We start from the raw sequence: 18,938 nt of genomic DNA, 5'->3' as shown, positions 1-18,938 counted from the left end.
CGGCCTTCGCCGGGGTGGTGGTGAGGGGCGGCGGCTAAAGCTCGAAATCTATCCGCCCTTGGAAGACGCCTCAGTCCTCGAACACTGCCGCCCGCTTCTCCATGTTGGCCCGCACCTGCTCGACCTGGTTGGGCGTGCGGATGACCTTCAGCTGCTCTTCGGTTTCCGCGTGCAGGACCGCGGTCGCATCCGCATCCGCTGCGAGGTTGTAGAGCGCCTTCGATCCGCGGATCGCGTGCGGGTTCTTCGCCGCGATCTCGCGCGCAAGCATCATCGCCTCGCCGAGCGGGTCTTCGGACAGCCGCGTGACGAAGCCGTGCCGCAGCGCCTCCGCGCCGTCGAACTCGCGGGCGGTGTAGGTGAGTTCACGCAGCACGTCGTCGCGCGCCAGCGTGCGCCAGAGCGCAATGCCTGCCATGTCGGGGACGAGGCCCCAGTACGTCTCGCGGATCGCGAAGCGGGCTTGCGGGTGCGCAATCCGGATGTCGGCGCCCGACATGATCTGGAAGCCGCCGCCGAACGCGACGCCGTGGACCGCGGCGATCACCGGCATCGGCAAGGTGCGCCAGCCCCACGCGACCTGCTGGACGAGGTTGGCACCCTCCTCGGTGCGGTCGCCTAGCGCCAGCCCGGAGCCGCCGTTTGCCATCGAGGCCATGTCGAGGCCGGCGCAGAACGCCTTGCCTTCGCCCGACAGCACCACGCAGCGGACTTCGGTCATCCGCTTGAGCCGGTCGATCGCGGCGGCGATGCCCTCGAACATCGCAGGGTCGATCGCGTTCATCTTGTCGGCGCGCGCGAGGCGGACGTCGGCGATGCCGTCCGTGACGGTGATGGTGACCCGGTCGTTCATTCTGGCGATCCTCTCGATCTTTGCGCGAACGCTAACCGCGCCTGAGCCCGCCCGCAATGTTGCGTGCGCTCACACGGCGTGTAGAGGCTCCGCGCATGGCTGGTTTTGATCCACAATGGTTTGCGACGCGCGGGTTCGGCGGGCACGGCGCCGCGCTGGGGATGCGCTATCATGCGCATGGCGACGACTGGGCGGAGCTTGCGCTGCCCTATGACGAGCGACTGATCGGCGATCCGGCAAGCGGCGTGATCGCGTCGGGGCCGATCATCACGATGATGGACATGGCGACGAGTCTCGCGATCTGGATCAAGCGCAACGCGTTCGTGCCGCATGCGACGCTGGACCTGCGGGTGGATTACCTGCGGCCGGCGACGCCGGGGAAGACGGTGATTGGGCGCGGCGAGTGCTACCGGATCACGCGCTCGATCGCTTTCGTCCGCGGGCAGGCGCATGACGGCGATCCGGGCGATCCGCTGGCGCATGTGGCGGGGACGTTCATGGTAGTCGGCGATGTCGCGGGCATGGGTCTCAACAGGAGGATCGAGGCATGACGATCGGTCTGCCGCCCTATGCGGAGATTCTGCGGGTGTCGGTCGAGGTTGAGGATGGTGCGCCACCGGTGTTGCTGATGCCGTTTGCGGATGACGTGCTCGGGCGGCCGGGGTTCCTGCATGGGGGTGCTATCTCGGGGCTGCTGGAGATGGCGGCGATCGCGGCTTTGCAGCATGCGTTGGAGGCTGAGGGTGGCGCTGGCTCCGAAGCCCGGATCAAGCCGGTGAACGTTACCGTCGATTTCATGCGGGGTGGTCGGGACAAGCCGACGCGAGCGGCGGGGGTGGTGACCCGGTTGGGGACGCGGGTCGCCAATGTCGAGGCGACCGCTTGGCAGGACGAGAGAGAGAAGCCGATCGCCGCCGCGCGGATGAATTATCTGATCGTGCGCGACTAGCGCGCTTCTGCTCCCCTTCCGCTTAGCGGGAGGGGTCGGGGGAGGGGTGCGCCTCACAGACCGGACGCCAGTACGTACGTCGCGCCCTCCCCTGACCCCTCCCGCAAGCGGGAGGGGAATTTCGCTTACTTCGCGGTCAGTTTGATCAGGCGGCCTTGTGAGTCGCCGCCGTCTTCCAGGACCCAGATCGCGCCGTCTGGGCCTTGTTCGACTTCGCGGATGCGAGCGTTCATGTCCCATTGGTCGCCTTTGGCCGCGTTCGTGCCGGTGAGGTGGACGCGGACGAGGGACTTCGAGGACAGGCCGCCGATGAACGCGTCGCCCTTCCACTGCGGGAACATGCTGCCCGAATAGATCATCAGGCCGCCGGGCGAGATGACCGGGTTCCAGAACACCTTGGGCGGCTCATAGCCGTCGCCGGGCTTGTGATCGGGGATGTCGGTGCCGTCGTAGTTGCTGCCGTTGGAGGCGTTGGGCCAGCCGTAATTCAGGCCAGGCTTGATCAGGTTGAGCTCGTCCCCGCCCTTCGGCCCCATCTCCTGCTCCCAGAGATTGCCCTGCGCATCGAAGGCGATGCCGAGCAGGTTGCGGTGGCCGTAAGACCAAATCTCGGGCTCGAAGCCTTTCGCGGCGAGTGGGTTGCCGGGGGCTGGCTTGCCGTCGAGGGTGAGGCGCAACACTTTCCCCAGCGTCACCTTGGGATCCTGCGCGGGCGTGAACTTCTGGCGCTCGCCGTTGGTGAAGAACAAATATCTGCCGTCGGGCGAGAAGGCGATGCGGCCCGAATAATGGCCGTTGCCCTCGACGAAGGGCCGCGCGCGGTACAATTCGGTGATGTCTTCCAGCCGCGCGAAATCGCAGGGGGCCTTCACGCAAACCGGGATCGACAGCGTTCCCCGCGCGAGCACGACGCCCTTGCCGCCCTCACCTGCGGTCGAATAGCTGAAATAGACGCGGTTGCTGGTCGCGAAGTCGGGCGCGAGGACGACGTCCATCAGGCCGCCTTGCCCTGCCGAATCGACGGTGATCGTCGCGACCGTCTGGCGCGACTTGCCGTCCGCGGAGACGAGCAGCATCTCGCCCTTCTTTTCCGTCACCAGCATGCGCTTGTCGGGCAGGAACGTCATCGCCCAGGGCGAATCGAAATCAGCGACCACCGTCTCCTTGAACGGCTTGCCCGCCGCAGCCGGTTGTGCCGAACAGGCAGTCGAGGCGAGCAGCGTGGTTGTCAGCAACCCAGTGGCGAACAGTGTTTTGCGAATCATGATCTTCTCCCGGAAATCCCTGCGCTAACGCAGCGTACTAAACGAAGGTTGCTCCCGCTTGCGGAGCAGCGCCACCCCGCGTATAGAGGCACCACTTCTCTACATCGCCAGATGAAGAGGCTGCGGGGCTTGCTCCGCGGCGGCAATCACCTGTGCTTTGGCCCTGTTTGGAATTTCGATGGCGAATATCGCCCTGCTGACCGACCTGATCGAACCCGAGGCGACCGCGCTTGGCCTCAGCCTCGTGCGCGTGCGCATGCAGGGCGGCAAGTCGGATCCGACGTTGCAGGTGATGGCCGAGCGCCCCGACACCCGCCAGCTGGTGATCGAGGATTGCGCCGAGCTGTCGCGCCGCATCTCGGACAAGTTCGATGCGCTCGAAGCCGAGGGCAAGGACCCGGTCGGCGAGGACGCGTACCGTCTCGAAGTGTCGAGCCCCGGTATCGATCGTCCGCTGACCCGGTTGCAGGACTTCGCCGACTGGGAAGGCCAGGAGGCGCGTATCCGCCTCGTCGAGCCGTTCGAGGATCGCAAGCAGATCTCGGGTAACCTGATGGGCGTCGAGGGGACGAAGATCACCGTCGACGTCAACAAGCACAAGCTCATGACGATCGACTTTTCGCAGGTCGCCGACGCCAAGCTCGTCATGACCGACCGACTCATCGCCGCGACCGCGCCGCTTTCCACCGAAGGCGCGGACGAAGTTTTCTATCAAGACGTGCCCGAAGAGCCTGATGCTCAGGGCGCAGAGACCGAAGAAGGACAGCATTGATGGCCACGGCAGTCACCGCAAACCGCGCGGAACTGATCGCGATCGCGAATTCGGTCGCGTCGGAGAAGATGATCGACAAGGCGATCGTGATCGAGGCGATGGAGGACGCGATCCAGCGCGCCGCCCGCTCACGCTACGGCGCCGAGAACGACATCCGCGCGAAGCTCGATCCGAACACCGGCGATCTGCGCTTGTGGCGCGTCGTCGAAGTGGTCGAGGCGGTCGACGATTATTTCAAGCAGGTCGACGTCAAGGGCGCGCAGAAGCTCCAGAAGGACGCGGCACTCGGCGACTTCATCGTCGACCCGCTGCCCCCGATCGAGTTCGGCCGCATCGCCGCACAGGCCGCCAAGCAGGTCATCTTCCAGAAGGTCCGCGACGCCGAGCGCGAGCGCCAGTTCGAAGAGTATAAGGACCGCGCGGGCGAGATCATCACCGGCGTCGTCAAGCGCGTCGAGTTCGGCCATGTCGTCGTCGACCTTGGCCGCGCAGAAGGCGTCATCCGCCGCGATGCGCAGATCCCGCGCGAAGTGGTGCGCGTCAACGACCGCATCCGCTCGCTGATCCTCAACGTCCGCCGCGAGAACCGTGGGCCGCAGATCTTCCTCAGCCGCGCGCATCCCGACTTCATGAAGAAGCTGTTCGCGCAGGAAGTGCCCGAGATCTACGACGGCATCATCGAGATCAAGGCCGCGGCCCGCGATCCGGGTTCGCGCGCGAAGATCGGCGTCATCTCGCATGATTCGAGCATCGATCCGGTCGGCGCGTGCGTCGGCATGAAGGGTAGCCGCGTCCAGGCCGTCGTGCAGGAAATGCAGGGCGAGAAGATCGATATCATCCCCTGGTCGCCCGACATCGCGACCTTCGTCGTCAACGCGTTGCAGCCGGCCTCCGTGTCGCGCGTCGTGATCGACGAGGAGGAAGAGCGCATCGAGGTGGTCGTTCCCGACGATCAGCTTTCGCTGGCGATCGGCCGTCGTGGCCAGAACGTGCGGCTTGCGTCGCAGTTGACCGGCAAGGCGATCGACATCCTCACCGAGGCTGATGCGTCGGAGAAGCGCCAGAAGGACTTCGTCGAGCGTTCGGCGATGTTCGAGAAGGAGCTCGACGTCGACGAGACGCTCGCACAGCTGCTGGTTGCCGAAGGGTTCACGAACCTCGAGGAGGTCGCCTATGTCGAGGTCGAGGAGATCGCCGGCATCGAGGGCTTCGACGAGGACCTCGCGGGCGAGTTGCAGAACCGTGCGACCGAGGCGCTCGAGCGTCGCGACGCTGCCAGCCGCGAAGAGCGTACCGCGCTCGGCGTGGAGGATGCCCTGGCCGGCATGCCGTATCTCAACGAGGCGATGCTGGTCACGCTCGGCAAGGCGGGCATCAAGACGCTCGACGACCTCGCCGATCTCGCGACCGACGAGCTTGTCGAGAAGAAGCGCGTCGAGCCACGTCGTCGCAACGAGGACGCGCCGAAGCGGCCTGAGCCCAAGGGCGGGATTCTCGCGGAATATGGCCTGAGCGACGAGCAGGGCAACGAGATCATCATGGCGGCGCGCGCGCACTGGTTCGAGGACGAGGCTCCCGAGGCTTCGGCTGACGACGTCGAGGCGGACGTGACGGACGAAACTTCGGTGGAAGAGGCTTCGGCTGACGACGCTGCGGTCGAGGACGCTGTGACTGAAGAGACGACGGCCGACGAAGGCGTGGCTGAGGGCGCTGCAGACACCGACTCGAAGAGCGAGGACGACAAGGCCTGATGCCCTTCGTCAGCATCCGCATCTCGGGGTCCGCCACCAAGGACCAGAAGTCCGGCATCGTCGCCGATGTCACCCAGTCGCTCGTGCAGCGGCTGGGAAAGAACCCGGCTGCGGTGCAGATCGTGATCGAAGAGGTCTCGACCGAGAATTACGGCGCGGGCGGCCAATTGCTGGTCGATCGCGACGCTCCGAAGACGACTCCGGCGCAGGAGGACGCACATGCGGAACCCTCCCGATGACACCGCGCCGCTAAACTCCCCTCCCGCTCGCGGGAGGGGTCGGGGGAGGGCAGTCACGGCCGCCGCCCCTGCGGATAGCCCCTCCCCTAACCCCTCCCGCGAGCGGGAGGGGAATGAGCCCGTACGCAAGTGCATCCTCTCGGGCGAGCGCGACGTGCGGCCGCATCTGGTGCGACTCGCATTGTCGCCCGATGGGCAGATCCTTCCCGACGTGCGCGCCAAGGCTCCCGGCCGCGGCGCGTGGATCGGTGTCACGCGAGTCGAGCTCGAAGCCGCGATCAAGAAGGGCAAGCTCAAGGGCGCTCTTTCCCGCGCGTTCAAGACCGGCGAGTTCAGCATCGATTCCGAGCTTCCCGCCAAGATCGAATCCGCACTGGAGCGTAACGCGCTCGACCGGCTCGGGCTTGAATCGCGTTCCGGCACGGTGCTGATCGGCTCCGACCGGATCGAGCAGAACGCGCGCCAGGGCAAGCTGAAGGCGCTGTATCATGCGTCCGACGCGGCCGAGGATGGCAACCGCAAGCTCGATCAGGCGTGGCGCATCGGCAACGATGTCGAGGGCTCGGGTTTGCGGGGGTTGGCACTGCCGGTATCGCGCACCATATTGGCGTTGGCGCTGGGGCGGGAAAATGTGGTACACATTGGCCTGACCGACCGCGCTGCAGCAAAGCGGGTGAGCGAAGCGCTCGACCGTTGGCTGCATTTTATCGGCCCCGAACCTTCTTCCGTGTCTTGCGAAACGGCCTCGCAGGGCGCATCGGCGTCACCACAAAATGGGGCGCCACCGATACAACAGGCGTCCGGATCGACCGGAACACGCCCGGCCGTGGACATGACTGAGGAATTTGAGTGAGCGACACGGACAACGAGAAGCCGAAACTTGGCATGCGCGCACCTTTGGGTGTGAAGCGCACGGTCGAGACCGGCCAGGTGAAGCAGAGCTTCAGCCACGGCCGATCGAATACGGTGATCGTGGAAACCAAGCGCGCGCGCGTCCTGCGCCGTCCGGGCGAGCCCGACGTGCAGGTCGCGGATGCCGCACCGGTTGCCGCGCCCGCCCCGGCGGCCGCCCCCGCAGCCCCGGCACCGCAGGCGCGCGCACCGCAGCCTGCGCCCGCCCCCGTGCGTCAGCAGCAGAGCAATCTGTCGCCGCAGGAGCGCCAGGCCAAGCTGCTCCGCGAGGCCGAAGAGCAGCGCATGAACACGCTGGAAGAAGGGCGTCGTCGCCAGGAAGCCGAGCGTACCAAGGCAGCCGAGGACGAGCGCAACCGCGTCGCCGATCGCGCGCGTGCCGAGGCTGAAGCCAAGGCGCCGAAGCCGGTCGAGGCCCCTGCGCCCGCACCGGCCCCCGTGGTCGAAGCGGCTCCCGCTCCGGTGGCGGCACCGACGCCAGCGCCCGCGCCAGCTCCGGTCGAAGCCCCCGTTGCTGCGGCGCCTGCCCCAGCTCCGGTTGCTGCGGCGCCCGCGCCTGCACCGAAGCCCGCGCCCGCTCCGGTAGCGGCTGCTCCAGCACCGGCTCCCAAGCCTGCGCCGGCACCCGTTACCCCGCCGGCACCGCCGCCCATTCTCGAACTGACCCGCGATCCGGCATTCCCGGCACCGCGCCGGTTCTCGCCGGTTGCACGTCCAGAGCGTCCGCCGCCGCCGCCAAAGCCTGTCGCAGCACCCGCTGCCGCTGCAGCGCCCACCACGGCCGGAAACGCAGGCACGACCGCCGCTCGCCCTGGTGCGACCGGCGCGAACGCACCTGCTGGTGGCGTCCGTCGCGATGCAGTCCCGGCGCGTCCGCAGCAGCGTGACCGCAAGGGCGACGATCGTCGCACCTCGGGCAAGCTCACCGTCAACCGCGCGCTCGGCGATGGTGATGGTGCACGTGCTCGCTCGCTCGCCGCACTGAAGCGTGCGCGCGAGAAGGAGCGTCGCGGTTCGGGTGGTCCGCGTGAGGCGCAGGCCAAGCAGATCCGCGACGTCGTCGTCCCAGAGGCGATCACGGTGCAGGAACTTGCCAACCGCATGGCCGAAAAGGGTGCCGACCTCGTCAAGGCGCTGTTCAAGATGGGCATGCCCGTCACGATGACGCAGACGATCGACCAGGATACCGCCGAGTTGCTCGTCACCGAGTTCGGCCACAACCTGACGCGCGTCAGCGATGTCGACCAGGATCTGGCCAACGACACGATCGACGATGCCGAGGAGACGCTGAAGCCGCGTGCCCCGGTCGTCACGATCATGGGTCACGTCGATCACGGCAAGACGTCGCTGCTCGATGCCCTGCGCGGCACCGACGTGGTGCGCGGCGAAGCGGGTGGCATCACCCAGCACATCGGCGCCTACCAGGTCACGCTGAAGGACAAGTCGAAGATCACCTTCCTCGACACCCCGGGCCATGAGGCGTTCACGCAGATGCGTGCGCGTGGTGCAGACGTCACCGACATCGTCATCCTGGTGGTGGCGGCGGACGACGGCCTGATGCCGCAGACGGTGGAGGCGATCGCCCACACCAAGGCGGCTGGCGTGCCGATGATCGTCGCGATCAACAAGATCGACAAGGAAGGCGCCAATGCCCAGAAGGTGCGCGAGCGCCTGCTGAGCGAGGAGATCGTGGTCGAGGACATGGGCGGCGACGTCCAGGACGTCGAAGTCTCCGCGACCAAGAAGATCGGTCTCGATGCGTTGATCGAGAAGATCCAGCTCCAGGCCGAACTGCTCGAACTGCGCGCCAATCCGGATCGCGCCGCCGAGGGTACGGTGATCGAGGCCAAGCTCGACAAGGGCCGTGGTCCGGTCGCGACGATCCTCGTCAACCGCGGTACGCTGCGGGTCGGCGACATCTTCGTGGTCGGCGGCGAGAGCGGCAAGGTCCGTGCGCTGGTCGACGACAAGGGCAAGCAGATCAAGGAAGCGGGTCCGGCGATGCCGGTCGAGGTCCTGGGTCTGTCGGGTGTTCCGCAGGCGGGCGATCCGTTCCAGGTCGTCGAGAACGAGGCACGGGCCCGCGAAGTCGCGGAATATCGTCGCAGCGTGAAGACCGACAAGCGGACCGCATCGGTTCCTGCCAGCCTCGAGAGCATGTTCTCGGCGCTGAAGGAAAAGCAGGCGATCGAATATCCGCTGGTCGTGAAGGCGGATACGCAAGGCACGGTCGAGGCGATCGTCGGGGCGATCAACAAGATCTCCACCGACCTGATCAAGGCGCGGGTGCTGAGCTCGGGCGTTGGTGGCATCACCGAGTCGGACGTCACCTTGGCGGCCGCTTCGGGGGCCCCGATCATCGGCTTCAACGTCCGCCCGAACGCCAAGGCACGCGAGATCGCCGAGCGCCAGAAGGTCGCGTTCAAATATTACGATGTGATCTACGACCTGATCGACGAGATCCGGGCGGGGATGGCAGGCGAGCTTGGGCCGGAAGCGTTCGAGACGGTCGTCGGTCGTGCCGATATCCGCGAGGTCTTCTCGGCGGGCAAGCACGGCAAGGCAGCAGGTCTGCTCGTCACCGAGGGCAACATCCGCAAGGCGCTCAAGGCACGCATCACGCGCAACGACGTCATCATCTACCAGGGCGAAATCGCATCGCTGCGTCGCTTCAAGGATGATGTCGCGGAGGTCCGAGCGGGGCTGGAGTGCGGCGTGACGTTCACGTCGAACTTCGTCGACATCAAGGCCGGCGACGTCCTCGAGACGTTCGAAGTCGAGATGCGCGAACGTACTTTGTAACTACTAAAGCCCTCTCCCCTGCGGGGAGAGGGTTGGGTGAGGGGCTGTCCCAGGCGCTGGCGTATGCGGCACCCCTCACCCCCGCCCTCTCCCCGAGGGGGAGAGGGAGCTTAAGATGAAGACCGATACCCCAGAAGCAAAAGCCGTCCGCTCGTTGCGAGTCGGCGAGCAGGCGCGCCATGCGCTGTCGGACATCCTCGCGCGCGGCGACGTCCACGATCCGGTGCTCGAAAAGCACCTCGTGACGATCACCGAAGTCCGCATGTCCCCCGACCTCCGCCACGCTACCGTCTTCGTGAAGCCGTTGCTCGGCAAGGACGAGGAAAAGGTGCTGAAGGCGCTGCGGACCAACACCGCCTACCTCCAGCGCGAAGTCGCGAACCGGGTGCAGATGCGGTATGCCGCCAAGCTCAAGTTCTTGGCGGACGAAAGCTTCGACGAGGGTACGCATATCGACCAGTTGTTGCGGGATCCGCATGTTGCGCGAGATCTGACCGAAGATTGATACTGGCCGCCGTTTAGTGCCCCAGTTGCAGCGAGTCAGGCGGATGGCGGGTCGATTGCAATACCTCGCCCGCCCCATCCGGTTCCCAGACCCCTCCCGCTCCTCGCGCCCCCGCCCCCCTTTCCGTTCGTGCTGAGTAGAGACCGAGTAGCTTCGCAGAAGCGTATCGAGGGCTCGTATCGAAGCACAGGTTCCGCCTACCAGCCTGTCCTTCGATACGCCGCTTCGACAAGCTCAACAGCTACTCAGGACGAACGGGGAATGGAAACGGGTCTGGACATCTACCGGCGTTCCCGCTCTTTGCCCCCATGGCCAAGCTGTATTTCTACTACGCCTCGATGAACGCGGGGAAGTCGACGAACCTGTTGCAGGCGGACTTCAACTACCGCGAGCGGGGGATGCGGACGATGCTGTTTACGGCGGGCGTAGACGACCGGTTCGCGGCGGGGACGATCACGTCGCGGATCGGGCTGGAGGCGCCCGCGATCGCGTTCGATGCGGGAACGGATATCGGGGCCTGCGTGGTTCGACAGCACGGCGAGGACGCGATCTCGTGCGTGCTGGTGGACGAGGCACAGTTTTTGACTTCGGCGCAGGTCGATCAGCTTGCGCATATCTGCGACGTGGTGGGGATACCGGTGCTGGCGTACGGGTTGCGGACCGATTTCCAGGGGGCGCTGTTTCCGGGGTCGGCGCGGTTGCTGGCGCTGGCGGACTCGCTGGTGGAGATCAAGTCGGTTTGCGGGTGTGGGCGAAAAGCTACGATGAACCTGCGGGTCGATGGGAACGGGCGCGCGATTGCCGAGGGACAGCAGACGGAGATCGGCGGGAACGACCGGTATGTCGCGCTGTGCCGGCGGCATTTTTGCGAGGCTTTGGGGTAGCAGCTTGCGCTCGATTGCCAAGGTCCCGCCCTCCCCGATCGTCATCCCAGCGGAAGCTGGGATCTCATCATTTGGCGGGCGGCATCTGACCCGTGGGATACCCCAGCTTTCGCTGGGGTGACGGATTTGGGTCGGTCGGTGACGGGATTGGTTGGCGACGGGATTGGTTGGCGACGGGGTCGGTCAACGACGGGGTCGGTTGGCGACGGGATTGGTCGGGATGATCCCTGCCGCATATGCTCGATATTCTAGGATTTAAGAACATGCATGGCTGGATCATTCTCGACAAGCCGCTGGGCTTGGGATCGACGCAGGGGGTGTCGGCGGTGAAGCGGGCACTTCGCAACGGCGGGTATGGGAAGTTCAAGGTGGGGCATGGCGGGACGCTCGATCCGCTCGCTACCGGGGTTCTGCCGATCGCCGTCGGGGAGGCGACGAAGCTGGCCGGGCGGATGCTCGATAGTGACAAGATCTATGATTTTACGGTGATGTTCGGGGTTCAGACCGACACGCTGGATGCTGAAGGCGTGAGCATTGCTGCGTCCGATGTTCGGCCGACTCTGGGGGCGGTGGAGGCGGTGCTGGCGCAGTTTACAGGGCCTATTTCTCAGGTGCCGCCGGCGTATTCGGCGCTGAAGGTGGACGGGGAGCGGGCTTATGATCTGGCTCGGGCCGGGCATGAGGTGGTGCTGGCTAGTCGAAATGTGACGATCCATTCGCTGACACTCCGCCCCGACCGTCATTCGGCCCCAGACCAGCATCCGGTCCCCGACCGTCATCCGGCTTCAGACCGTCATCCCAGCGAAAGCCGGGATCTCGGGGGGGAACGTACGCCCGCCTCACCGGGAGATCCCAGCTTCCGCTGGGATGACGGGGTTGGGGTGGATGGGGACTCCCTTCCCGACTTCGCCCTTCCTCGCGCCCCCCTTCCCCACTCCCCCCTGGAGAAGGTCACCCTCACCGCGCATGTCTCCAAGGGCACCTACATCCGCTCGCTCGCGCGCGACATCGCCCTCGCGCTCGGCACCGTCGGCCATGTCACCATGCTGCGCCGTACCAAGGCCGGCCCGTTCGACCTCACCGCCGCGATATCGCTGGACAAACTGGACGAACTCGCTAAGGCCTCCGCGCTTGAAGATGTACTTCTGCCCTTGAGGGTGGCGCTGGACGACATCCCGGCTCTCTCCCTCACCCCCGACCAGGCAGGGGCGCTCCGACAGGGGCGTATCTTGGCCGGGATCGCCGCAGACGATGGCCAATACTTCGCCGAACTGGACGCTGTCCCGGTCGCGCTGGTCGAGGTCGAGGACGGAGACGTCCGGGTCGTTCGCGGTTTCAATCTGTGATGTCGTAGGACGAATTCATGACGATTACCGCTGAACGCAAGACCGAGCTCGTCAAGGAGCATTCGCGCGCCGAGGGTGACACCGGTTCGCCGGAAGTCCAGGTCGCGATCCTGACCGAGCGCATCAAGAACCTGACCGAGCATTTCAAGGGCCACAAGAAGGACAACCACTCGCGTCGTGGCCTTCTCATGATGGTCAACAAGCGCCGGACGCTGCTGGATTATCTTCGTCACAAGGACGGCCAGCGCTATCTGGATCTGATCGCGAAGCTCGGTCTCCGCAAGTAACTTAGACGGCTCCCCTCGGGGGGCCGTTTTCGTATATAGGGTTTTGATTCCGCGCATTTCGCGCGGAGGCAAACGCCAGGACACAATTCGGTGCACTGGCAAGGGGCGACAACTCGCTCCACACCGCCGCGGGCCGGCTAAGCCCGCACATAGGCCCCAAACGCATCTGGCGTTTGGAGTGAAGGAAAAAGAATGTTCGATACCAAGACCGTAAGCGCCCAGTGGGGCGGCAAGACGCTGACGCTCGAGACCGGCCGCGTTGCGCGCCAGGCAAACGGCGCAGTGCTCGCCACCCTCGGCGAGACCGTCGTTCTGTGCGCCGTGACGGCTGCACGGACCGTCAAGGAAGGGCAGGATTTCTTCCCGCTCACCGTCCATTACCAGGAGAAGTTCTCCGCGAGCGGCCGCATTCCCGGCGGCTTCTTCAAGCGTGAGCGTGGCGCGACCGAAAAGGAGACGCTGACCAGCCGTCTCATCGATCGCCCGATCCGTCCCCTGTTCCCAGAGGGTTTCTACAACGAGATCAACGTGATCTGCCAGGTTCTGTCGTATGACGGTGAGAACGAGCCGGACGTCCTCGCGATGGTCGCGGCGTCGGCGGCGCTGACGATCTCGGGCGTGCCGTTCATGGGCCCGATCGGCGCAGCGCGCGTCGGTTACGTCGATGGCGCGTACATCCTCAACCCGACCCTCGAGGAAGCCAAGGCTGGCGATCTCGACCTCGTCGTCGCTGCCACCGGCCAGGCCGTGATGATGGTCGAATCGGAAGCCAAGGAGCTTTCGGAAGAGATCATGCTCGGCGCCGTGCAGTTCGCCCACAAGGCCTGCCGCGAAGCCGCGAACCTGATCATCGATCTGGCCGAGAAGGCTGCCAAGGATCCTTGGGAAATGGCCGAGCAGGCCGACCTGTCGACCGCCAAGGACAAGCTGAAGAAGCTGATCGGCAAGGACATCGCGGCCGCCTACAAGGTGACCGACAAGTCCAAGCGGTCCGACCTGCTGAATGCCGCTCGCGCGAAGGGCAAGACCGCATTCGCGGACGCGTCCCCGCAGGACCAGATGGCAGCCGGCAAGCTGATGAAGAAGCTGGAGGCGGAGATCGTCCGCGGCGCCATCCTCAAGGACGGCACCCGCATCGACGGCCGCACCACCACGCAGATCCGTCCGATCGAGGCTATGGTGCACTTCCTCCCGCGCACGCACGGGTCTGCCCTGTTCACGCGCGGCGAGACGCAGTCGATCTGCACCACGACGCTCGGTACGCGCGATGCGGAGCAGATGATCGACGGTCTCAATGGCCTGTCGTACGAAAACTTCATGCTGCACTACAACTTCCCTCCCTATTCGGTTGGTGAAGTCGGTCGCTTCGGTGCGCCGGGTCGTCGCGAAGTCGGTCACGGCAAGCTCGCATGGCGCGCGCTGCACCCGGTGCTGCCGACCAAGGAAGAGTTCCCGTATACGATCCGCGTCCTGTCGGACATTACCGAGAGCAACGGCTCGTCGTCGATGGCGACGGTCTGCGGTGGTTCGCTCTCGATGATGGATGCGGGCGTTCCGCTGAAGCGTCCGGTGTCGGGCATCGCGATGGGCCTCATCCTCGAGGGCAAGAACTTCGCGGTTCTGTCGGACATCCTCGGCGACGAGGATCACCTCGGTGACATGGACTTCAAGGTTGCAGGCACGTCCGAGGGCATCACCACGATGCAGATGGACATCAAGATCGCCGGCATCACCGAGGAGATCATGGGCAAGGCGCTGGCGCAGGCCAAGGAAGGCCGCGCGCACATCCTGGGCGAGATGGCCAAGGCACTCGACCACACCCGTGAGGAACTGTCGGCGCACGCACCGCGCATCGAGAGCTTCCAGATCGACAAGTCGAAGATCCGTGAAGTCATCGGCACCGGCGGCAAGGTGATCCGCGAGATCGTCGCGCAGACGGGCGCCAAGGTCGACATCGACGACGAGGGCGTGATCAAGGTGTCGTCGTCCGACCCCGCGCAGATCGAAGCCGCGATCAAGTGGATCAAGGGCCTCGTCGAGGAAGCCGAAGTCGGCAAGGTCTATGACGGCAAGGTCGTCAACCTGGTCGATTTCGGGGCGTTCGTGAACTTCATGGGTGGCAAGGACGGTCTCGTCCACGTGTCCGAAATCAAGAACGAGCGCGTCGAGAAGGTGTCGGACGCCCTGACCGAAGGCCAGGAGGTCAAGGTCAAGGTTCTCGAGATCGATCCGCGCGGCAAGGTTCGCCTTTCCATGCGCGTCGTCGACCAGACGACCGGCGAAGAGCTCGAGGACACGCGTCCTGCTCGTGAGCCCCGTGAAGGTGGCGGCGGCGAAGGTGGGCGTGGTCCACGCGGTCCGCGTCGTGATGGCGATGGCGGCCGTGATGCTGGCGGTCGTGGCCCGCGCGGCGAAGGCGGCGGTGACCGTGGTCCCCGCGGTCCGCGTCGTGACGGCGATGGCGGCCGTGACGCTGGCGGCAACGGCGGTGGCCGTGGTCCGCGTCGCGATGGCGGCGGCCAGGGTGGCAATGGCGGCGGCGAGCGTGCTGCACGTTCGGACGGCGACAAGGCTCCCGAGTTCGCACCGGCGTTCCTGACCGGCGATCGCGACTAAGCCTTTGCGGCCTAACGGCAATCGGAAAAGGGGCTCGGGCAACCGGGCCCCTTTTCTTATGTGACGCACGGTCTGTCGTCTTGAGGGCAGAGAAGAGGGTTAACCTCGGAACGGACCGATAGGCCAGTAGTTCGACCCGATATGAATGCTATCTCCAAGTCCGTAATCCTCGTCGTCGACGATGATCCGCTCGTCCGCGTGCATTCCCAGTTTGCCTTGGAGGACGCCGGATACGAGGTCGTCGAGGCCGGCAACGCCGCCGATGCACTCGCGCGGCTGGACGAACGGCCCGACATCGCCGCACTGTTCACAGACATCCGCATGCCGGGTACGTTGGACGGCGTCGGCCTCGCCAAGGCGATCCATGCGCGTCGACCGGACATTTCGATACTGGTCACTTCGGGCGTGGAGGACGGCAGCGAGCATGCACTCCCCGATACGGCCCATTTCGTCCGCAAACCCTATACGGGGGTGCAACTCAGCCAGTTGCTGGACAAGATGGACGGCGCCGCCTGACACGTCGCTGGTGCGAGTTCGGGACTGGAAGCACAGCCGCTCGCGCCCCAAGCCTCGCTCGCTAAGTCACGGCGGAGCCATGCAACGCCTGCGGACATCGTCACGGTTCGGCCCATGGCTCGACCGAGACCGTCGGGTGGCGTCTGCCCGGCGTTGACCGTTCGATCTCCGATCCACTTGCCCGAACCCCGAAACAGGATCATCGTTGTCGGAATCGAAGCATCGACTCGCGGGGGCGACAGGATGGCAACGGCGATAACGGCAGGGGTGGCACAGCGCAGCGTTCTGGCGAGCGAGCGGCGGTTTTTCCTGATCATGGCGATTGCGATCGCGATCACGGTGGTGGTCGGGTTCACGATGAACGCCGCGCGCATGCACTGGAGCTTTCGCGACCTGCCGACACAGGTGCATCTGCATGCCGCCGTCTTCCTGGCGTGGATCGTGCTGTATGTCGTGCAGAACTGGCTGATCGTGCGTGGTTCGATCACGCGGCACCGTCAGCTGGGCGTGCTCGCCGCGGGTATCGCTGCGGTCATGGTGGTGCTCGGGATCGTCACCACCGTGATGGCGGTGCGGCAACACCGGGTGCCTGGGTTCTTTCCGCCCGGCATCTTCCTGGTGCTCGACGTGCTCGGCATCATCGGCTTCGGCATTCTGACCGCCTGGGCGATCGCGCTGCGCAAGCAGGCGGCGTGGCACAAGCGGCTGATGCTGTGCGGGACGATCCTGGTGATGTCGCCGGCGCTCGGCCGGATCCTGCCGATGCCGATGCTGGGCAAGTTCGGGCCGCTCGCGGTGTTCGGGTCGATGGCCGTGTATGTGATCGCAGGGATGCTTTTCGACCTGCGATCGCGCGGGCGGGTGCATCCGGCCTATTGGTGGGGTGCCGCAGTCCTGGTCGTGACGCAGGCGCTGGTCGGTCCGCTCGGCTTCAGTCCGCCAATATTGCGTCTGGTCGCCCGTCTCGCGGCGTAGCATGGCGCTTGAGTGGGGAGCTTCTGTTGCTCGGTGCCCCCCGTACCGCCGGTTTCCACTTCTGTTGCCCGGTGTGGCCCGAACCGCGCTTTCGTCTGTATAACCTAGGTCGTTAGACCGTCAGTTATGCAGCAATTGCGAGTGCTTCGTTATCGTTGGCACTTGTGTATGGGCCGTTGCGGTGGTCCCATTCCGAGCGAAACATAGCGTCGTTGAACACACGTCGATCCTAGTTCGACCCCGTCATCGTCCCCCTCTCGCGAAGAGGGCGGTGGTGGAGTCGCCGGGTACTGCCCCCGGGTCCGCTGTGTCTATGACACGCCACGGTTTATCGCCATAGCCGCCAAGAGAGAATTCCCCCGACGGCAAGCCCGATATAGGGGGCCTGTACGGCGTTGAAAAGCCCGTCATCGCGACGCGCGTGAAAAGCCCGTAATCACGCTGTTTCTTTGACCATGCAGCCTTTCGCTCGCCACAAACGGGGTGCATAGCACCACGCATTATGTTGACGCAGCGCTCCCGCTACGCGCTCCGCGCGATGATCTTCCTTGGTGGCGCTCCGGCCGGCGGCCCGCCGATCCCGATGACTCGCATCGCCGCCGAAGCCAACGTGCCGCGCAAGTTCCTCGAACTGATCCTGGCGGACCTGCGTGAGTCCGGGTTACTGCACAGCCACCGCGGCAAGATGGGTGGATACTGCCTGACGCGGCCAAGCCATCTGATTTCGCTTGGCGAGATCATCCGGATCATCGAAGGGCCGCTGGCGCTGGTGCCGTGCGTGAGCCGGACGGCGTATCGGCCGTGCCTCGACTGCAAGAGCGAGGCCGATTGCGCGATCCGCTTTGCGATGATGCGCGTGCGGGACGAGACCGCGCGGATCCTGGATGGGACGAGCTTGGCGGACGCCAACGCCGAGGAACTGGTCGCGGCGTAACGCTATCCTTCTCCCCGCCGGGGAGAAGGTGGCGCGGGAGCGCCGGATGAGGGGGAGTTGGGACCCCGATCCGAGCCTCATGCCCCTCACCCTTCCGTCGCCTACGGCTCCTCCCTCCCTCTCCCCGGAGGGGAGAGAGACAGAAGTCACCCGCGCGCCTTCAGTTCGTCGCGGATCTCGCGGAGCAGCGCGATCTCGACCGGCTCGGGCGCAGGGGTGACCGGCACGGCCTCTTCGGCGTGCTTCAATCTTGCAGCCTCGCGCTCCAGCAGCGCAGCAGCGCGGTTCACGACGCGCAAGATCATGAAGATGATGAACGCGACGATCACGAAATTGACCAGCTGCGTCGCGAACGCGCCATAGCCGAGCAACGGCACGCCGGCCTTCTTGAGTGCGGCATAGTCGCTGAGCGAGCCCGCGTAGTTGGCCGGCACCGGACCCATCCGCCAGAAATAGCTGGAGAAATCGAGTCCGCCAAACACCTTGCCGATCACCGGCATCAGCACGTCGTCGGTCAGCGATGTGACGATCTTGCTGAACGCCGCGCCGATGATCACCGCGATGGCGAGATCGAGCACGTTGCCGCGCATGATGAAGGCCTTGAATTCCTTGAGCATGGACGCTCCTTTCACTGTTCGAACCCAGGCTACCCACCGATTTCGGTTTCGCCAACCCTGCCGACTGTCCTATGATGCTGACACAGGTATTCAGGAGAGCCCCGATGTCACGTGCCCCAATCGCCCGCGGTACCGCCGCGATCCTGCTCGCATCCGCGCTGGCCGGCTGCGGGATCAACAGCATCCCGACCGCCGAGGAAAACGTGAAGGCGCGCTGGGCCGACGTGCAGAATGATTATCAGCGCCGGGCCGACCTGATCCCGAACCTCGTTGCGACCGTGAAGGCGGCGGGCGCGCAGGAAAAGAGCATCCTGGTCGAGGTAACGCAGGCCCGCGCCGCCGCGAACACCGTACGGGTTTCGGGCGACGACCTTACCGATCCTGCCAAGATCGAACAGTTCTCGCGCGTGCAGGGTGCCGTCGGGCTGTCGCTCCAGCGCTTGCAGGAGGCGTATCCCGAGCTGAAGAGCCAAGGGAATTACACCACGCTGATGAGCCAGCTGGAGGGCACCGAGAACCGCATCACGATCGCGCGCCGCGATTACAACGGCGCGGTGCAGGCGTATAATACGAAGATCCGCACCTTCCCCGACGCTGTCGGCGCGAAAATCTTCTACGGTGCCAAGCCGATGGTGCCGTTCGCGGCGACCACGCCGGGCGCGGAGACTGCGCCGACGGTGAACTTCGGCAACGCGAGCTGATCGCCGAGGGCCGC

18 protein-coding genes, 1 other RNA gene and 1 pseudogene are annotated in these 18,938 nt (G+C 65.3%); 16 read left to right on the top strand and 4 right to left on the bottom strand.

Annotated elements, in window-relative coordinates; translation table 11 throughout:
• Nucleotides 1-70: 70 nt before the first annotated feature.
• On the bottom strand, nucleotides 71-853 hold the full coding sequence (locus tag SJY41_RS19290; protein WP_380783831.1) for a crotonase/enoyl-CoA hydratase family protein: 783 nt from the start codon (nucleotides 851-853) through the stop codon (nucleotides 71-73).
• Between the two features lie 95 nt (nucleotides 854-948).
• On the opposite strand from SJY41_RS19290, the gene SJY41_RS19285 reads away from it, so the two are divergent.
• Complete coding sequence (locus SJY41_RS19285; RefSeq protein ID WP_121904285.1) at nucleotides 949-1,404, top strand: PaaI family thioesterase; 456 nt, start codon at nucleotides 949-951, stop codon at nucleotides 1,402-1,404.
• Entirely contained in the window at nucleotides 1,401-1,802 is a 402-nt protein-coding gene (locus tag SJY41_RS19280; protein ID WP_380783830.1) for a PaaI family thioesterase, read from the top strand. Before SJY41_RS19285 ends, SJY41_RS19280 begins: the two co-directional genes overlap by 4 nt.
• Nucleotides 1,803-1,927: 125 nt before the next feature.
• On the opposite strand, the gene SJY41_RS19275 is transcribed toward SJY41_RS19280, so the two are convergent.
• Nucleotides 1,928-3,067 carry a PQQ-dependent sugar dehydrogenase gene (locus tag SJY41_RS19275; RefSeq protein WP_380783829.1) on the bottom strand — a complete coding sequence of 380 codons (1,140 nt, stop codon included), beginning with the start codon at nucleotides 3,065-3,067 and terminating at the stop codon, nucleotides 1,928-1,930.
• A 178-nt stretch (nucleotides 3,068-3,245) separates the two neighbouring features.
• On the opposite strand from SJY41_RS19275, the gene rimP reads away from it, so the two are divergent.
• From rimP to SJY41_RS19215, 12 genes and pseudogenes are all read left to right on the top strand, one after another.
• Nucleotides 3,246-3,839 (top strand): ribosome maturation protein RimP, encoded by a 594-nt coding sequence (gene rimP, locus SJY41_RS19270; protein WP_380783828.1) that lies wholly within the window; start codon nucleotides 3,246-3,248, stop codon nucleotides 3,837-3,839.
• Nucleotides 3,839-5,443 (top strand): annotated as a pseudogene (nusA, locus tag SJY41_RS19265) (transcription termination factor NusA); the annotation flags it as partial. The gene rimP and the pseudogene nusA, both read left to right, overlap by 1 nt.
• Nucleotides 5,444-5,589: 146 nt before the next feature.
• Entirely contained in the window at nucleotides 5,590-5,829 is a 240-nt protein-coding gene (locus SJY41_RS19260; protein WP_055881134.1) for a 4-oxalocrotonate tautomerase family protein, read from the top strand.
• 133 nt (nucleotides 5,830-5,962) lie between these two features.
• Nucleotides 5,963-6,682, top strand: a complete 720-nt coding sequence (locus tag SJY41_RS19255) for a DUF448 domain-containing protein (RefSeq protein ID WP_380784196.1) — start codon at nucleotides 5,963-5,965, stop codon at nucleotides 6,680-6,682.
• Complete coding sequence (gene infB / locus SJY41_RS19250) at nucleotides 6,679-9,543, top strand: translation initiation factor IF-2 (RefSeq protein WP_380783827.1); 2,865 nt, start codon at nucleotides 6,679-6,681, stop codon at nucleotides 9,541-9,543. The genes SJY41_RS19255 and infB overlap by 4 nt, the downstream gene beginning before the upstream one ends.
• Nucleotides 9,544-9,658: 115 nt before the next feature.
• Entirely contained in the window at nucleotides 9,659-10,048 is a 390-nt protein-coding gene (rbfA, locus tag SJY41_RS19245) for a 30S ribosome-binding factor RbfA (protein WP_056051571.1), read from the top strand.
• A gap of 308 nt (nucleotides 10,049-10,356) precedes the next feature.
• Entirely contained in the window at nucleotides 10,357-10,932 is a 576-nt protein-coding gene (locus SJY41_RS19240) for a thymidine kinase (protein ID WP_380783826.1), read from the top strand.
• 263 nt (nucleotides 10,933-11,195) lie between these two features.
• Nucleotides 11,196-12,278, top strand: a complete 1,083-nt coding sequence (truB, locus tag SJY41_RS19235; RefSeq protein ID WP_380784195.1) for a tRNA pseudouridine(55) synthase TruB — start codon at nucleotides 11,196-11,198, stop codon at nucleotides 12,276-12,278.
• 17 nt (nucleotides 12,279-12,295) lie between these two features.
• Entirely contained in the window at nucleotides 12,296-12,565 is a 270-nt protein-coding gene (gene rpsO / locus SJY41_RS19230) for a 30S ribosomal protein S15 (RefSeq protein ID WP_055881152.1), read from the top strand.
• 192 nt (nucleotides 12,566-12,757) lie between these two features.
• Nucleotides 12,758-15,181, top strand: coding sequence for a polyribonucleotide nucleotidyltransferase (pnp, locus tag SJY41_RS19225; RefSeq protein WP_380783825.1), 2,424 nt, complete (start codon nucleotides 12,758-12,760; stop codon nucleotides 15,179-15,181).
• Between the two features lie 141 nt (nucleotides 15,182-15,322).
• Nucleotides 15,323-15,697, top strand: coding sequence for a response regulator (locus SJY41_RS19220; protein ID WP_380783824.1), 375 nt, complete (start codon nucleotides 15,323-15,325; stop codon nucleotides 15,695-15,697).
• A gap of 243 nt (nucleotides 15,698-15,940) precedes the next feature.
• On the top strand, nucleotides 15,941-16,672 hold the full coding sequence (locus SJY41_RS19215; RefSeq protein WP_380783823.1) for a hypothetical protein: 732 nt from the start codon (nucleotides 15,941-15,943) through the stop codon (nucleotides 16,670-16,672).
• Between the two features lie 50 nt (nucleotides 16,673-16,722).
• Here SJY41_RS19215 and ssrA read toward each other — a convergent pair.
• Nucleotides 16,723-17,078: a transfer-messenger RNA gene (gene ssrA, locus SJY41_RS19210) on the bottom strand.
• A 96-nt stretch (nucleotides 17,079-17,174) separates the two neighbouring features.
• Here ssrA and SJY41_RS19205 point away from each other — a divergent pair.
• Complete coding sequence (locus SJY41_RS19205; protein WP_380783822.1) at nucleotides 17,175-17,606, top strand: RrF2 family transcriptional regulator; 432 nt, start codon at nucleotides 17,175-17,177, stop codon at nucleotides 17,604-17,606.
• A gap of 146 nt (nucleotides 17,607-17,752) precedes the next feature.
• Here the strand turns inward: SJY41_RS19205 and mscL are convergent, their stop codons facing one another.
• A complete protein-coding gene (gene mscL / locus SJY41_RS19200; RefSeq protein ID WP_380783821.1) occupies nucleotides 17,753-18,223 on the bottom strand; it encodes a large conductance mechanosensitive channel protein MscL in 471 nt (156 codons plus the stop codon).
• A 104-nt stretch (nucleotides 18,224-18,327) separates the two neighbouring features.
• Between mscL and SJY41_RS19195 the strand changes: the two genes are divergently transcribed.
• The gene (locus SJY41_RS19195; RefSeq protein ID WP_380783820.1) at nucleotides 18,328-18,924 is read left to right on the top strand and encodes a LemA family protein; all 597 of its coding nucleotides are present in this window, start codon (nucleotides 18,328-18,330) and stop codon (nucleotides 18,922-18,924) included.
• Nucleotides 18,925-18,938: the final 14 nt, after the last annotated feature.

It is taken from the genome of Sphingomonas sp. R86520 (assembly GCF_042466285.1).
GTDB lineage: Bacteria > Pseudomonadota > Alphaproteobacteria > Sphingomonadales > Sphingomonadaceae > Sphingomonas.
This window is presented reverse-complemented; position numbering and strand designations above follow the sequence as displayed.

Bases quoted from the DNA above. Each gene is read 5' to 3' on its own strand.
- mscL (WP_380783821.1), bottom strand. From the start codon at position 18,223: ATGCTCAAGGAATTCAAGGCCTTCATCATGCGCGGCAACGTGCTCGAT.
- SJY41_RS19220 (WP_380783824.1), top strand. From the start codon at position 15,323: ATGAATGCTATCTCCAAGTCCGTAATCCTCGTCGTCGACGATGATCCG.
- rbfA (WP_056051571.1), top strand. From the start codon at position 9,659: ATGAAGACCGATACCCCAGAAGCAAAAGCCGTCCGCTCGTTGCGAGTC.
- rpsO (WP_055881152.1), top strand. From the start codon at position 12,296: ATGACGATTACCGCTGAACGCAAGACCGAGCTCGTCAAGGAGCATTCG.
- rimP (WP_380783828.1), top strand. From the start codon at position 3,246: ATGGCGAATATCGCCCTGCTGACCGACCTGATCGAACCCGAGGCGACC.
- pnp (WP_380783825.1), top strand. From the start codon at position 12,758: ATGTTCGATACCAAGACCGTAAGCGCCCAGTGGGGCGGCAAGACGCTG.
- SJY41_RS19195 (WP_380783820.1), top strand. From the start codon at position 18,328: ATGTCACGTGCCCCAATCGCCCGCGGTACCGCCGCGATCCTGCTCGCA.
- SJY41_RS19290 (WP_380783831.1), bottom strand. From the start codon at position 853: ATGAACGACCGGGTCACCATCACCGTCACGGACGGCATCGCCGACGTC.
- SJY41_RS19240 (WP_380783826.1), top strand. From the start codon at position 10,357: ATGGCCAAGCTGTATTTCTACTACGCCTCGATGAACGCGGGGAAGTCG.
- SJY41_RS19205 (WP_380783822.1), top strand. From the start codon at position 17,175: ATGTTGACGCAGCGCTCCCGCTACGCGCTCCGCGCGATGATCTTCCTT.
- SJY41_RS19280 (WP_380783830.1), top strand. From the start codon at position 1,401: ATGACGATCGGTCTGCCGCCCTATGCGGAGATTCTGCGGGTGTCGGTC.
- SJY41_RS19215 (WP_380783823.1), top strand. From the start codon at position 15,941: ATGGCAACGGCGATAACGGCAGGGGTGGCACAGCGCAGCGTTCTGGCG.
- SJY41_RS19260 (WP_055881134.1), top strand. From the start codon at position 5,590: ATGCCCTTCGTCAGCATCCGCATCTCGGGGTCCGCCACCAAGGACCAG.
- SJY41_RS19285 (WP_121904285.1), top strand. From the start codon at position 949: ATGGCTGGTTTTGATCCACAATGGTTTGCGACGCGCGGGTTCGGCGGG.
- SJY41_RS19275 (WP_380783829.1), bottom strand. From the start codon at position 3,067: ATGATTCGCAAAACACTGTTCGCCACTGGGTTGCTGACAACCACGCTG.
- truB (WP_380784195.1), top strand. From the start codon at position 11,196: ATGCATGGCTGGATCATTCTCGACAAGCCGCTGGGCTTGGGATCGACG.